This window comes from Streptomyces hiroshimensis, from assembly GCF_014650335.1.
Lineage (GTDB): Bacteria > Actinomycetota > Actinomycetes > Streptomycetales > Streptomycetaceae > Streptomyces > Streptomyces hiroshimensis.
On sequence record NZ_BMUT01000007.1, the window covers coordinates 89,422 to 103,863 of the forward strand.

Annotated in this window: 15 protein-coding genes; 8 read left to right on the forward strand and 7 right to left on the reverse strand. The window is 71.6% G+C overall.

What is annotated here, in order from left to right; translation table 11 throughout:
• The first annotated feature begins 4 nt into the window (after window positions 1–4).
• From IE241_RS17375 to IE241_RS17410, 8 genes are all read left to right on the forward strand, one after another.
• The gene (locus IE241_RS17375) at window positions 5–1,165 is read left to right on the forward strand and encodes a substrate-binding domain-containing protein (RefSeq protein WP_190022678.1); all 1,161 of its coding nucleotides are present in this window, start codon (window positions 5–7) and stop codon (window positions 1,163–1,165) included.
• 857 nt (window positions 1,166–2,022) lie between these two features.
• Window positions 2,023–2,214, forward strand: a complete 192-nt coding sequence (locus IE241_RS17380) for a hypothetical protein (RefSeq protein ID WP_190022679.1) — start codon at window positions 2,023–2,025, stop codon at window positions 2,212–2,214.
• Between the two features lie 349 nt (window positions 2,215–2,563).
• Window positions 2,564–2,764: a hypothetical protein gene (locus IE241_RS17385; protein ID WP_190022680.1), complete on the forward strand. Its 201-nt coding sequence runs from the start codon at window positions 2,564–2,566 to the stop codon at window positions 2,762–2,764.
• Between the two features lie 344 nt (window positions 2,765–3,108).
• Window positions 3,109–3,279 carry a hydrophobic protein gene (locus IE241_RS17390; protein WP_190022681.1) on the forward strand — a complete coding sequence of 57 codons (171 nt, stop codon included), beginning with the start codon at window positions 3,109–3,111 and terminating at the stop codon, window positions 3,277–3,279.
• 70 nt (window positions 3,280–3,349) lie between these two features.
• A complete protein-coding gene (locus IE241_RS17395; RefSeq protein ID WP_190022682.1) occupies window positions 3,350–3,523 on the forward strand; it encodes a CsbD family protein in 174 nt (57 codons plus the stop codon).
• A gap of 131 nt (window positions 3,524–3,654) precedes the next feature.
• Window positions 3,655–4,281: a hypothetical protein gene (locus IE241_RS17400; RefSeq protein WP_190022683.1), complete on the forward strand. Its 627-nt coding sequence runs from the start codon at window positions 3,655–3,657 to the stop codon at window positions 4,279–4,281.
• Window positions 4,281–4,703, forward strand: coding sequence for a hypothetical protein (locus IE241_RS17405; RefSeq protein WP_190022684.1), 423 nt, complete (start codon window positions 4,281–4,283; stop codon window positions 4,701–4,703). Before IE241_RS17400 ends, IE241_RS17405 begins: the two co-directional genes overlap by 1 nt.
• Window positions 4,704–5,052: 349 nt before the next feature.
• Window positions 5,053–5,781: a response regulator gene (locus IE241_RS17410; RefSeq protein ID WP_229899407.1), complete on the forward strand. Its 729-nt coding sequence runs from the start codon at window positions 5,053–5,055 to the stop codon at window positions 5,779–5,781.
• 44 nt (window positions 5,782–5,825) lie between these two features.
• Here IE241_RS17410 and IE241_RS17415 read toward each other — a convergent pair whose 3' ends face one another.
• The 7 genes from IE241_RS17415 to IE241_RS17445 all read right to left on the reverse strand — a co-directional run bounded on the left by IE241_RS17415 (window position 5,826) and on the right by IE241_RS17445 (window position 14,419).
• Window positions 5,826–7,541, reverse strand: a complete 1,716-nt coding sequence (locus tag IE241_RS17415; RefSeq protein WP_190022685.1) for a GAF domain-containing sensor histidine kinase — start codon at window positions 7,539–7,541, stop codon at window positions 5,826–5,828.
• Window positions 7,542–7,659: 118 nt separating this feature from the next.
• Window positions 7,660–9,381 (reverse strand): acyl-CoA dehydrogenase family protein, encoded by a 1,722-nt coding sequence (locus IE241_RS17420; RefSeq protein ID WP_190022686.1) that lies wholly within the window; start codon window positions 9,379–9,381, stop codon window positions 7,660–7,662.
• A gap of 87 nt (window positions 9,382–9,468) precedes the next feature.
• Window positions 9,469–10,029, reverse strand: coding sequence for a PadR family transcriptional regulator (locus tag IE241_RS17425; protein WP_190022687.1), 561 nt, complete (start codon window positions 10,027–10,029; stop codon window positions 9,469–9,471).
• A 97-nt stretch (window positions 10,030–10,126) separates the two neighbouring features.
• Complete coding sequence (locus IE241_RS17430) at window positions 10,127–11,869, reverse strand: pyruvate dehydrogenase (protein WP_190022688.1); 1,743 nt, start codon at window positions 11,867–11,869, stop codon at window positions 10,127–10,129.
• Between the two features lie 172 nt (window positions 11,870–12,041).
• Entirely contained in the window at window positions 12,042–12,485 is a 444-nt protein-coding gene (locus tag IE241_RS17435) for a DUF6314 family protein (RefSeq protein ID WP_190022689.1), read from the reverse strand.
• Entirely contained in the window at window positions 12,485–13,420 is a 936-nt protein-coding gene (locus tag IE241_RS17440) for an AraC family transcriptional regulator (RefSeq protein ID WP_190022690.1), read from the reverse strand. The genes IE241_RS17435 and IE241_RS17440 overlap by 1 nt, the downstream gene beginning before the upstream one ends.
• 72 nt (window positions 13,421–13,492) lie before the next feature.
• A complete protein-coding gene (locus IE241_RS17445) occupies window positions 13,493–14,419 on the reverse strand; it encodes an NADP-dependent oxidoreductase (RefSeq protein WP_190022691.1) in 927 nt (308 codons plus the stop codon).
• Window positions 14,420–14,442 lie beyond the last annotated feature (23 nt).

Here is a 14,442-nt window from a genome sequence, read left to right on the forward strand (position 1 = left end):
GCCCGTGCACGCGAACCGCAAGACCACCCTGGCGGGTGCGGTCGCACTGGCGGTGGCGGTGGCGGCAGGCGCCGCCACCGCCGGCTGCGAACGCGGCGCGTCGACGGGCGCCGCCTCCCCGCCCCCGGAGCCGACGGCGGCCGGCTGCCCCGCCGCCCTGGCGAAGGCCCGGGCGGCCACCCGGCAGGCCGAGAAGACCGACGCGGCATGGGACGGCCCCGCCACCGGCCCCCGGGCGGTCCGCGGCAAGAAGATCGTCTACGTCGCGCAGACCATGACCAACCCCGGTGTCGCAGGCACCGCCCACGGCGTGCAGGAAGCCGCGAAAGCCATCGGCTGGGACGTCCGCGTGATCGACGGCCAGGGCACGCCCGCCGGGATCCAGGCGGCGTTCAGCCAGGCCATCACCCTGCGGCCGGCGGGCATCGTCATCGGCGGCTTCGACCCCCACCTGACGTCCCAGCAGGTCGCGAAGGCCCGTACCGACCGCATCCCGCTCATCGGCTGGCACGCGGTCGGCTCCCCCGGCCCGAGCAGGGACGCCGGTCTCTTCACCAACATCACCACCCGGGTCGAGGACGTCGCGCGGATCAGCGCGGACTGGGTCATCGCCCACTCCCACGGCACCGCCGGAGTCGTCGTGTTCACCGACGCCTCGATCCCCTTCGCCAGGAACAAGTCCGAGCTCATCAAGAAGGAGCTCGCCACCTGCTCCGGAGTGGAGCTCCTCGCGGAGGAGAACATCCCGATCTCCGACACGAGCAGCCGCACGCCCCAGGAAGTCTCCTCCCTCCTCTCCCGCTTCCCGGACGCCTGGACCCACTCCGTCGCCATCAACGACGTCTACTTCGCCGACGCGGCCCCGGCCCTGCGCGCCGCCCGCAGGAAAGGCGGCGGCCCCCCGTACAACATCGGCGCGGGCGACGGCGACCCCTCCGCCTTCCAGCGCATCAACAGCAAGCAATTCCAGACCGCCACCGTCCCCGAAGCCCTCACCGAACAAGGCTGGCAGACCGTCGACGAATTCAACCGCGCCTTCTCCGGCCGCCCCGCCAGCGGCTACGTCGCCCCCGTCCACATCACCACCGCCGCCAACAGCGCCGGAACCACCTCCTGGGACCCGCCCGGCTACCGCGCCGCCTACCGGAAGATCTGGGGCAAGTAGGAGAAGGGGAATGGCCGAACCGAGGGCAGGCTTCCAGACCTGGACGTCAATGGGTGCACCTGCTTTGGGGCAATACCGGTCCGCGAGGGTCACCTGCGCTCTTGGTCGTGCCGGTGGTCCCGACGGTCCTGTCGCGCCCAGCGGCCACGCCGCTGCTGACGGTAGCGGCGGTCCCAACGGTCCAGCCGATCCCTGCGGTCCCGGTACTCCTGATAGTCCCGGCCGTGCCGAAAAAAGCCCGGGCGCCCGGCGTCGCCACGGCCGTACCGGACGACACCGAAGATCAGCACAGCTGCGGCCACCCACAAGAGGGGGTGGAGGAATCCGAAACCGACCAGTGCTACGACGAGGATGAGAAGGACGGACAGCATGATGGCCTCCACGGCTCGGCCGGGTGCCCTGGACCACTTCCCCGGCCTACGGGCCCGGCGCGCCGACGGCCGCGGACCGCGCCGCAGTCTTGACGTCGGGAAAGGCCAGGAGGAACCGGCTCGGCCCGCCGGGCGCCTCCCGCACAAGTCCAGGGAACGGACCGGATCTCAACGCTGCCGGGGGCTGGGGCCTCACTGCACAACGTAGCCCCTTCGGGAGCCCGCCAACACCCCTGCACAGAGCCGGCTTTGACGGCCCGGCCTACGCGCCGGTCTCGCCGACACCCTCGCCCGGCTCCTCACCGGCATGGTCTCCGCGTACCAGGTGGGCTCCCCCACGGGCGTAGCGCCCCGGCAACCGGACGATCAGGCCGGGGTGCCGTTGCCGGCCGAGCAGGCCGGGCGTCGGTGACGCCGTGCGGAGCCTCACTACCGGTGACATGGTGATAGTGATCCATCAGTCCGAGCCTCACGAGGGAAGTGACCATGGAAAACGCCGATCAGTCCCAGGACAAGGAACGTCACCTGGCCGACGAGGCCAAACACCCTCGCCCCGGCGAGAAGGCTCGTACGAAGCACGCGGAGCATGTGGCGCGCGACAGAGTGAAGCAGACCAAGGAGGACGCCGAGGACAGGGCTTCCGAAGCTGACGCGAAGACCCGGGACCCCCGCGAGTAGACCCCGCACCAGGTACGACCCCTGGAAGGAGGGATCAGCGCCGCGGTCCCCCCCCCGGCACATCAGGGACCTTGTGCCGCCGGCCCATGGCGGACGCCCGGTGCGAGCACCAGGACCGGTGGCACAAGGCGGAGGCCACGGGGATCAGCCCTCGCAGAAGGCAGGAGCCCGAGGGCGGTGCGGGAGGTTCCGGCACCTATGCGCATCACGCGCCTCCTCGGAGCGGAAGGGATCTCGCGCTGCCGGGGACCGGGGCCTCACCGCGCAGCGTAGCCCCGCCCTCATCCCAGGAACGTCCCTGAAGCCACCACAATATGACACCTATTCATGTTCGGCGAGCAGGACTAGCTTGCGCGGTGCAGCCCCGGCCCCCGGCAGCAGCGAGCACTCACCTCGCGTCCTCGGGCGCACGCTGCGCATCGGTGCCGGAAGCCTCCTCAGGACGGCCGGGGACGGCCCCGCACTCGCCGTCGCCACGCGATTCCGGCCCGGCACCGGCGCTCTCCTCGCGGGCAGCGCTCCGCCGCCCGTCCGCGTCGCACGCATCTGACGGCAGGCGGTACTCATGTACGCGCTGATCATCCCTGCTCTGACCCCTTTCGTTCTGCTCGCCGGTGTCATGGGCCTGTCCTGGTGGGAGGATCACGTCCTGCCACCGGCCGACCCGACGGAAGCCGCCAACGCCTCATCGCGAGCCCCATCGGCCCCGGCTCACAGGCCGGAACGCGCCACTGCTGCACATCCGTTGACAGGGGAGAGCGCCGGGCGTTGACTGACTCTCACGGCGTAGGGCTACGACGCCCCGGCATTCTCCGGGCGACGCCCCCCGTCCAGCTTCGCCCGGACCTCGCGGAACTCAGGGAATCCTCACCTGTGCCCATCGGAGGTCCGGCCGTGAACATCTGGATTGTCCTCCTCCTGCTGACTCTGCTGTTGTTCGGGCTCGGCTTCGCCATGCACCTGCTGTGGATCGCCGCGGGCGTCGTACTGATCGTCTCGGTCTTCGGCCTCGGCCGCCGCACCCGTAGCCGTGGCGGGTCCCGCTACGGCCGCGCCCGCCGTTAGCCGGCCTCAGGCTTCGGCCCACCCACGAGAACGACGCCTGCACATCCCGATGAACGCGAAAGGGACTGCCATGAGTCTGGGAAAGAAGTTCAAGGACAAGACACAGGTGCTCAGCGGAAAGATCAAACAGAGCATCGGCCGGGCCACCGGGAACAGGCGGCTGGAAACGGAAGGGAAGACGGACCGCGTCGCGGGAAATCTGAAGCAGTCCGGCGAGAAGGCCAAGGACGCCTTCAAACGCTGACCCCGACCGCCCCGGGTGGCGCCCGCGCCGCGTGGGCACCACCCGGCAGGCGCAGATGCGAGGTACGACCGACAGGAGCTGACGGGAATGAAACAGAGCGGCTTACGAGCCGGGTGCCGACGAGGGCAGCCATGTCCACCGTTGTGATCGCTGCCTCGATCATCGTGACCGTCACGGTTGTGGCCGCCGTCCTCTTCACCGGACGCGGCCGGGCAAGTGGCGGGCACAGGCTGAAACGGCGCTTCGGCCCCGAGTACGCCCGTGCCGTCGCCCGCCACGACGGCAACATCAAGGAAGCCGAGCGGGAACTCGATGAGCGCGTGCAGCGGCACGGGGCCCTCAAAAAGCAGCCGCTGCCGCCCGGGGCCCGCGAGCAGTACGTGGTCCTGTGGGCCCGGATCCAGGAGTGGTTCGTCGACTCGCCGTGGGAGGCGGCCGCCGGGGCGGATGTGGTACTGGCGCGGCTGGCGAAGGAGCGGGGCTTCCCCGGCGGTGAGGAGTTCGAGGAACAGCTGGCCGCGCTCTCCGTCCACCACGCCGGGCAGGTCCACGGATACCGCAGGGTGCACATGGCCGTGCACGGCCGGGCCGGCACGGAGGAGATGCGGGAGGCCGTGGTCGAGGCCCGGGACCTCTTCGACGAACTGCTCACGCAACGACCGGACGACTCGGGCCGACGACAGCCGCAGTCCTCCGAAGACCGCCACCACGCGCCGAGGGGCTTGGCCGGCGTCACGCGAAGGGATAGGGGCACGTGATGATGTACGACCAAGAACGCGCACAGCAACCCCCGGCCAGAAGCCGGCCCCCCGCTGAGCCACGCGCCCCCCACACGCCTCCCCCCGAGCCGGCCCGGCCACCGCTCGGACCCGTCACGGATGCCGACGGTCCCGGCCGCGTCCCGGGCTGCGGACGGCTGTTCCCGCAGGACTCCCGGGACAAACTGACCACGCGCCTCCAGCAGGCCGTCAGCACCTTCGTCGACAGGCCGCGCCTGGCGGTGGAGGAAGCCGGGGGCGCCTTCGACGAAGCCGTCGCCTGCCTCACTGACGCCCTCGCGGAACGAAGGCGCACCCTCCGTGCGAACCGGCAGGGCCAGGACACCGAGGCGGAGACGGAGGAACTGCGGCTCGCACTACGGCAGTACCGGGAGATCACAGAGCGGCTGCTGCGTATGTGAGCCGTCACCGCTTCGCCGCGCCCTGAACTGCTGCCGACCGATGAGTCGCCGCAGCAGGACGCGCCCGGCCGCCCCCGCCTCCGTGAGTCGCAGCGGCGGCCGTCCTCCGCCCTGCATACAATCGTTTCTGCAGAACACAGTGCAACGGCCCCTCAGCGCACGGCAACCCCGTCTTCCGGCTCCCGCGCACGGCCGTCACGAACGGAACCCGCGACACAGCCCCCGGTGCACCGCCGCCCCAGGGCCGTTCGGCCCATGGCGGACGGCGCTCGCGGCAGATCATGATCGAGGCAGCGCAGCGGCACACCGGCCGTCGAAGCGGTGCGCCGACCGTCGACGGGAGCCGGTTGTGGACCAGACAGAGGCGTTCTCCCCGGACAGGCCGATCCGGGTCTTCCTCCTGGACGACCACGAGGTCGTCCGGCGGGGCGTCCACGACCTGCTGGACGCCGAGGACGACATCGTGGTTGCCGGCGAGGCGGGCACCATCGACCAGGCCCTCGCCCGGGGGCCCGCCCTCCGCCCCGACGTCGCCGTCCTGGACGTACGGCTGCCGGACGGCGACGGCATCACGGTCTGCCGGGAGCTGCGCTCGCGGATGCCGGGGCTGGCCTGCCTGATGCTCACCTCGTTCGACGACGATGACGCCCTCCTGGACGCGATCATGGCCGGAGCCGCCGGGTACGTCCTCAAGCAGATCAAGGGCTCCGATCTCGTCTCCGCCATCCGTACCGTCGCCTCGGGCCAGTCCATGCTCGACCCGGCCACGACCACGCGCCTGATGAGCAGCCTGCGCGGGGACGGTGAGGACGCCGGACCCGGCGACGGGCGGCTCGCCGGTCTCTCGCCCCGCGAGCGCGACATCCTCGCCCTGATCGGGGACGGGCTCACCAACCGTCAGATCGGCAAGAAGCTGTTCCTGTCCGAGAAGACCGTCAAGAACCACATCTCGCGGCTGCTCGCCAAACTCGGCGTCGAGCGCCGCATCCAGGCGGCCGTCCTCGCCACCCGGGCCGCCGGACCGGGTGGCGCGGGCGGCCCGGGTGAACACGGCGACGGGCCCGGTGGACGGTCGTAAGCCGGCCGGGGGATCGCGTTCCGGGGCGACGGGGACTCTCCCGGCTATTCCGTCGGGAGGGGGACGCGCCAGGTCAGAACCGTGCCGCCGCCGGTGGGAGCGGAGAGCACCAGCCGCCCGCCGTGCCGTTCCGCGCGTTCGGCGAGGTTGCGCAACCCGCTGCGGCGCCCCTCGCCGGGTATGCCGACGCCGTCGTCGGTGACGGTGAGCACCAGGTCCCGGCCGTCGTTGACCACGGCGACGCCGATGGAGGTCGCGTGCGCGTGCCGGACGACGTTCGTCAGGGCCTCCTCCAGGACCGCCACCGCGTCGTCGGTGACGGCGCGCGGCACCCGGGTGTCCAGCAGGCCCTCCATCCGCAGGCTCGGCGCGAAGCCGAGCAGCGTGGCGGCGCCTCCGACGGTCTGCACCACGCGGGTACGCAGCCCGTGCTGGGGCGCGGTCTCCCGCGAGCGCAGGCCGAAGATCGTCGCTCTGATGATCTTGATGGTCTCGTCGAGGTCGTTCACCGCGCGCTGCACCCGCTCCGACGCCTCCGCGTGGTCGATGAAGCGGTCGGCGCTCTGCAGCGTCATCCCGGTGGCGAACAGCCGCTGGATCGCCAGGTCGTGGAGGTCTCGGGCGATCCGGTCGCGGTCCTCCAGCAGGGTGAGCTGTTCGGCGTCCGCCCGCCGCTGCGCCAGCTCCATGGCCATGGCCGCCTGCCCGGCGAAGTTCAGCAGGGGTTCTATCTCCTCCTGCGAGAAGACCGGCCGCCCCGCCCCCCGGGCCAGGAACAGCACACCGATCACCGTCTCGCCGGACTTGATCGGCACCGCCACCGCCGGGCCCAGCCCGGTCAGCGACTTGGGCACGGCGGAGACCCGCGGGTCCTCCTCGACGCTGAGGCTGCAGACCGGCTCGCGCCCGGAGAGCACGAGCCCGACGAGCGAGCCCTCGACGGGGAGGGCGAAGCCGCGGATGGCGTCGGCCAGTTCACCGGTGGCGACCTCGACGGTCAGCGCGGATCCGTCGTCCAGCGGCAGCGAGACGGTCGCCAGCTCGGCCTCGGTGATCTCCTTCGCCAGCTCGGCGATCTGGGCCATCACGTCCTGCCGCGGGCTGCCGGACATCAGGCTGGTGGTCACCCGGGCGCTGGCCCGCAGCCACCGTTCGCGCCGCGTGGACTCCTCGTACAGCCGGGCGTTGTCGATGGCGACGCCGGCGGCGACGGCGAGCGTGGAGAGCACCGCCTCGTCCTCGGCGTCGAAGTCCGCCCCGTCGCGCTTCTCGGTCAGGTACAGGTTCCCGAACACCTGGTCGCGGACGCGGATGGGGACGCCCACGAAGCTGTGCATCGGCGGGTGGCCGGGCGGGAAGCCGTACGAGGCGGCGTGCTCGGAGATCTTCGGCAGCCGCAGCGGCGTGGGATGCCGGATCAGCTCCCCGAGCAGGCCGTGGCCCGAGGGGAACGGCCCGATCGCCTCGATCTGCTCGTCGGTCAGCCCGACCGTGAGGAACTGCGAGAGCGTACGCCCGTCGGGGCCGATGACCCCCAGCGCGCCGTACTGGGCGTCCACCAGCACCACCGCGGCCTCGATGATCCGGCGCAGCACGTGCTCCAGGTCCAGTTCGCGCCCGACGGACAGCACTGCTTCCAGCAGGCTGTGCACCCGGTCCCAGGTACCGCGTGCGGTGTCGAGCCGCGCCTGGAGCTCTCCCAGCAGCTCGTCCAGCCTGAGGTGCGGCAACCGCACCGCCCCGCCCCCGGTGGCCTCCAACGCGCCTCCTCACGATCAGATGAGGTGTGCCTCGTCAGGCCACCGTATCGGTCCCGGGGCGGGGCAGAAACGGAGCGGAACGGACGCCGGTGCCGGAACGGCCCCGGCCGGCTGTGTCTTACGGCGCCATCTCGTACGCCCCGGACAGCGCCTCGACGCGCTCCCAGACGCGGGCCGAGCGGGCGTCGTCGACGACCGGGCGGCGGACCGCGCCGAGGGCCCAGCGCTGCTGCTCCTCGGTGGCGGAGTCCTTGCCGTGCAGTTCGACGGCGTGCGCGGAGAAGTCGCGGACGAGGACGGCGAACAGCTCGTCGAGCACGTCCCGGTCGAGGCCGGTCAGGCGGGCCTGCTCCAGGATCAGCTGGCCGTGCACGACGAGCGCGAACAGCTGGCCGACGGCGAGGAGGAGGTCGAGGTCGCGGCTCTGCTCCTCGTCGGGGGCGGCGGTGGTGACGAACGCGCACAGGGCGTCCGCCTGCTCCCGGAAGCGGCCGACGTTCGGCACGTCGGCGTACGCGTCGTAGGCGGTGCGCCAGTCGTGGAAGCGGATGGCGCCGAGGCCGCGGGCCGGTCCCTGGCGGAAGAGGAAGTCGTCGTCGGCCGCGTCGAGGCGGGTCGGCACGGGCGCGTACTCGGCCGGGTTCAGCAGGTGGTTGCCCATGAACTTGAGGATCAGCGCGAGGTTGACGTGGACCGTGCCCTCCAGCTTCGGCAGGCCCCGGATCTCGGTGGCGGCCTGGGCGAAGTAGGTGTCCTTCTCGAAGCCCTTGGCCGCGATGACGTCCCACATCAGGTCGATGACCTTCTCGCCCTCGGTGGTCACCTTCATCTTCGTCATGGGGTTGAAGAGCAGGTAGCGGCGGTCGTCGGGGCCGGCGGAGCGGAAGTAGTCGACGGCGCGGTCGCTGAACAGCTTCATCCCGACGAGGCGGACATAGGCGTCGGTCAGCTCGCGGCGCACGTGCGGGAAGGCGGTGACGGGGCGGCCGTAGAGGATGCGGTTGTGCGCGTGGGTGACGGCCTCGTACATCGCGTGCTCGCAGATGCCGATCGCGCCGGTGCAGAGGTTGAACTTGCCGACGTTGACGGTGTTGAGCGCGGCGTCGAAGGCGGCGCGGCCGGTGTGCAGGACGTCCTCGGCTGCGACCGGGTAGTTCTCCAGGCGGAACTCGCTGACGTACTTCGAGGAGTCGACGACGTTCTTGACGAGGTGGTACGCCTCGTGGCGGCTGTCGGCGGCGAAGAAGACGTAGCCGTCGGGGCCCTCGACGTCGGTGCGGCGGCCGAAGACGGAGACGAGCCCGGCGGCGTTGCCGTTGCCGATGTAGTACTTGGAGCCGCTCGCCCGGAAGCCGCCGTCGCCGTCCGGCTCCAGGAGCATGTCGGTGGAGTAGATGTCGGCGCCGTGGCTCTTCTCGGACAGGCCGAAGGCGAACACCTCGCCCTGGGAGAGGAGTTCGGCGGCGCGGGCGCGGGCGGCGGTGTTGTCGCTCTGCCAGACCGGGCCGAGGCCGAGGATGGTGACCTGCCACGCGTACCAGTAGTCGAGCCCGTAGAAGCCGAAGATCTCGTTGAGGGCGGCTATGCGGGCGGTGTCCCAGCGCTTGTCCTCGTTCCCGCCGGCGGCGGAGGCCGGCGTCAGGAAGGTGGCGAACAGGCCTTCCTTGGCCGAGAACGCGAGGAAGTCCGCCAGCCAGGTGCGCGAGCGGTAGTCCTCGATCAGCTTGCGCTTGCCGCGCTCCTCGAACCAGTCGACGGTGGCGCGCAGCAGCCTGCGGGTCTCGGGGTCGAAGTGCGCGGGGTCGTAGGTGCGCGGGTTGAAGAGCAGCTGGTCGGCCATGAGGTTCGCCCTTCCGGCGTGGAGGTCGGAGAGTGTCGGGAATTCCGGCGTGGAGGTCGGAGAGTGTCGGAGAGTGTGGTCTGCAGGTCAGTGCCCGGCCCGGAGCCGGTGGAGCGTGGCGAGGACGTCGTCGAGCCAGGCGATCGTCATCCGCTCGTAGGCGATGCCGCCGCGCAGGACGACGTGCTGCAGCTCCTGCCCGGCATCGCCGGGTGCTGCGGGCGCCTCGGGTCCGGTGAAGTCGCGCAGCTCCCCCGCGAGATAGTGCGCGAGCCGGTCGGAGTGCGCCCGGTGGTGCCGCTCGACTTCGCGGATCAGCGCGGCCGGGTCGTCGAAGGCCGCACCGCGGATCTTCACGGCGAGGTCGTGCCGGACGCTCTCGGGTTCGATCGGCTCGTGGAGCCAGCCGGAGAGGGCCGCGCGCCCGGGGCCGGCGACGGAGTACTCCTTCTTGTCCGGCCGGCCCTGCTGCGGCACCTCGCGCACGTCGATCCAGCCGTCGCCCTCCATCCGCTTGAGGACGCGGTAGATCTGCTGGTGGGTGGCGGTCCAGAAGTACCCGATGGACCGCTCGAAGCGCCGGGCCAGCTCATAGCCGGAGCCGGGCTTCTCCAGCAGGGAGACGAGGATCGCGTGCTCGAGCGCCATACCCGGATCCTGCTATGCAACTCGTTTCATATACAAGCACCGCCGCCCGGGTGAGACGCGGCTCACTCGGGCGGCACGCGCCGGGGGGCTGGGTCCCTCAGGGGCGCGGGATGTTACGCAGGTTCGAGCGCGCCATCTGGACCATCCGTCCCACGCCGCCCTCCAGGACCATCCGCCCCGCCGACAGGGCGAAGCCGCTGACCATCTCCGCGGTGATCTTCGGCGGGATCGACAGGGCGCTGGGGTCGGTCACGATGTCCACCAGCGCCGGACCCTTGTGCCGGAAGGCGTCCCGCAGGGCACCCCGCACCTGCTTCGGCTTCTCCACGCGCACGCCGTACGCGCCGGCGGCGGTCGCGATGGCGGCGAAGTCGGGGTTGTGGTTGGTCGTGCCGTACGACGGCAGGCCGCCCACCATCATCTCCAGCTCGACCATGCCCAGCGACGAGTTGTCGAACAGCACCACCTTCACCGGCAGGCCGTACTGGACCAGCGTCAGGAAGTCGCCCATCAGCATGGAGAACCCGCCGTCGCCGGACATCGAGACGACCTGCCGGCCCCGGTCGAGGAACTGCGCCCCGATCGCCTGGGGCAGCGCGTTCGCCATCGAACCGTGGGTGAAGGAGCCGATGACGCGGCGGCGGCCGTTCGGGGTGAGATAGCGCGCGGCCCACACGTTGTTCATCCCCGTGTCGACGGTGAAGACCGCGTCGTCCGCGGCCTCCTCGTCCAGGATCGAGGCCACGTACTCCGGATGGATCGGCGTGTGCTTCTCCACCTTCCGCGTGTACGCCTTCACGACGCCTTCGAGGGCGTCGGCGTGCTTGGCGAGCATCTTGTCGAGGAACTTCCGGCTGCTCTTGACCTGCACGCGCGGCGTCAGGCAGCGCAGCGTCTCGCGGACGTCGCCCCACACCGCGAGGTCGAGGGCGGACCGCCGGCCCAGGTGCTCGGGCCGCACGTCCACCTGCACGATCTTCACGTCGTCCGGCAGGAAGGCGTTGTACGGGAAGTCGGTGCCCAGCAGGATCAGCAGGTCGCACTCGTGGGTGGCCTCGTAGGCGGCCCCGTAGCCGAGCAGGCCGCTCATGCCGACGTCGTAGGGGTTGTCGTACTGGATCCACTCCTTGCCTCGCAACGCGTGCCCGACAGGGGCCTTCACCCGCTCCGCGAACCGCATCACCTCCTCGTGGGCGCCCGCCGTACCGCTGCCGCAGAACAACGTCACCTTCCCCGCCTGGTCGACCATCCGGGCGAACGCGTCGATCTCCGCGTCCCCGGGCCGCACCGACGGCCGGGCCGTGACCAGCGCATGCTCCCCCGAACGGGCCGGGGCCTGCTCGCCCGCGACGTCGCCGGGCAGGACGATGACGCTGACGCCGCCGCGCCCGACGGCGTTCTGGATGCCGGTCCGCAGCACCCGCGGCATCTGCTGCGGGTTGGAGACCAGCTCGCAGTAGTGGCTGCACTCCCGGAACAGCTGGTCCGGATGGGTCTCCTGGAAGAAGCCGGTACCGATCTCGCCGCTCGGGATGTGCGAGGCGAGCGCGAGCACGGGGGCCATGGAGCGGTGGGCGTCGTACAGACCGTTGATGAGGTGCAGGTTTCCCGGGCCGCAGGAGCCCGCGCAGGCGGCCAGCTTTCCGGTCAGCTGGGCTTCGGCCCCCGCGGCGAAGGCGGCCGCCTCCTCGTGGCGGACCTGGACCCAGTCGACGGCGGCGTTGCGGCGCACCGCGTCCACGACCGGGTTGAGGCTGTCGCCGACGACCCCGTAGAGCCGCCGTACCCCGGCACGCGCCAGGATGTCGACGAACTGCTCCGCCACCGTCTCCTTCGGCATGAAACCGTCCTCCCGCATCGCGTCGCGTCGCGTCGCCGCCGCACGGGCCGGTGTGCGGCCGGGTCCCTCCGCCTCTGCCCCCATCAATCCACAGAACACCTGCCTGTGCATCCCTGGCGCGGAAAGCCCGTGCATCACTGGCGCGGGGAGAAAGAAGGCCGGGGAGGCCGGGTTACTGCCGCCGGTACACCGAGCGCTGAAGGAGGTTCTTGGCCGGGCCGGTGGTACGCCACTGCACATGCCATTCACCGGGTGAGACGACCGTGAACGTGCCGTCGTAGAGGTCACGACCGCAAGGGTGGCGGGGAGTCCAGCGGCCTGTGCGCAGGTCCAGGTCGTGGAAGGGACGGCCGTCGGCGAACATCACGTCGGCCGTGCCGTCCGGCCCGGGCACCAGCCTGAGCGTCCGCCCGGCCCGGTTGACCGTACCGCCCCAGCTCAGCTCGCCGTCCTCGACGTGCAGGACGTACGCACCGTCGTCGGACGGCCGGAAGGCGGCCGTGCCGTGGAACGACCCGCCGGCGCCGGTGTCGAGGTCGGCCAGGGAGCGGTCGACCGTCCACCGCCCGGTCAGGTAGGCCACGGCATCGGGGACCGGGTAGCTGCTTTCACCCATCACGCGGCCCGGGCCTCCCGGCGGTAGCCGCCCGGGGCCCGGCCGTATTCGCGTTTGAAGGCCTTGGCGAAGGCGTACTCGGAGCCGTATCCGGTCCGGGCCGCGACGGTCGTGAGCGGGGCGTCGGACTCGCGCAGCAGCTTGGCGGCGGTCGTCATGCGCCAGCGGGTCAGATAGGCCATGGGCGGTTCGCCGACGAGGGCGGTGAAGCGTCGGGCGAAGGCCGCGCGCGACAGGCCCACGCGCTCGGCGAGCGACTCGACCGTCCACTGGGCCGCCGGGTCCGCATGGACGGCGGCCAGCGCCGGGGCGACGGCGCGGTCGCCGAGGGCGGCGGCCCAGCCCTTGGCCGCCGTCGGGGGCTGGTCCTCGAGCCAGGCGCGCAGGATGTAGAGGAGCAGCGAGTCGATCAGGGCGGGGACGATGCCGGCCGATCCGATGCGCGGGTTCTCCAGTTCCGTGCCGAGGAGCTGGACGGCGGCGCTCAGTTCGGGGTGGCGTCCGTGCCGGGTGGGGAGGTGGATGATCTCGGGGAGCTGGTTCACCAGGGGGTGGGGGCGCCCCTGGTCCAGGTGGTAGTTGCCGCACAGCAGACTCGTGCTGGGACCATCGCCGCCGATGGTGACCGTCCCGAGGGGCGAGCCCGGCTGAAACTGCTCGGGCCGCTCCGCCTCGGCCGGCGTGGAGGGGTGGTCGGCGAGGATGTGCCCGCGGCCGTCGCGCAGGAAGATCACGTCGCCGGGGCCGAGGGCGACGGGCTTCAGGTGCGGAGCGTCCCCGAGGGGAACGAGCCAGCAGGTGCCGTGCAGCACCACGTGGAAGCCGGCGCCGGCGACCGGGGGAAGGCGCAGGCCCCAGGGGGCGCGGCCGTGGGTGCGTACGGACCTGGGCTGCCCGGTACGCATCGAGCCCAGCGCCTCGGTCAGGATGTCCAACGCCGTCTCCTCTTTACCCTCGTTCCCGTCACCGGCCGGGCGGCCGCCCGGCCAGCCTACGTCCCGGCCGTGTCAGTCGACGGTCAGGACGATCTTGCCCTGGGTGCGGCCCGATCCGACGAGCTCGTGGGCCTTGGCCGCCTCGGCCAGCGGGAACGTCCCGGAGACGTGGGGACGGATGCGGCCGGCGTCCACGAGGGCGGCGATCGCCTCCAGCGAGGCGTAGTCCGGTTCGACGGAGATCCCGGCGAAGTGCCGGCCCGCGGCCTCGACCTGGGCGGCGAGCTCCTGGTTCCAGTGCTCCATGATGCTGACGAGCGTGCCGCCGGGGCGCAGGACGGCGAGGGAGCGGGCGCCCTCGGAGGAGGAGTCGAAGACGACGTCGGCGTCCTTGACCGCTTCCGTGAAGTCGGTGGTGCGGTAGTCGATGACCTCGTCGGCGCCGAGACCGCGTACGAAGTCGTGCTTGGGGGCGCTCGCCATGGCGATCACATGGGCGCCGCGGGCCTTGGCGATCTGTACGGCGAAGTGGCCGACGCCGCCGGCCGCGCGGTGGATCAGCACCCGCTGCCCTTCGGTGAGCCGGGCCGCGTCCACCAGTCCCTGCCAGGCCGTGAGCGCGGCGAGGGGGATGGCCGCGGCGTGCACGTGGTCGAGGCCGGCGGGCTTGCGGGCCACCTGGCGGGAGGGCACGGCGACGTATTCGGCGTAGCCCGTGGCGGCGCGCGGGAAGAAGGGCATGCCGAAGACCTCGTCGCCCGGCTTGAAGCGGGCGCCGGGGCCGGCCTCCTCGACGACGCCGGAGATGTCCCAGCCGACGCCGAACGGCGGCTCGCCGAGCAGCGGGTAGGCGCCGGAGCGGACGGCCAGGTCCACCGGGTTCACGGCGCTGGCGTGGACGCGGACGAGGACCTCGCCGCCGAGCGGGGTGGGGCGGTCGGTCTCGACGGCCTCCAGGACCTCGGGGCCTCCGAAGGACTTCTGGATGACAGCGCGCATGGTGGTCTCTCCCTGTGAGGGGC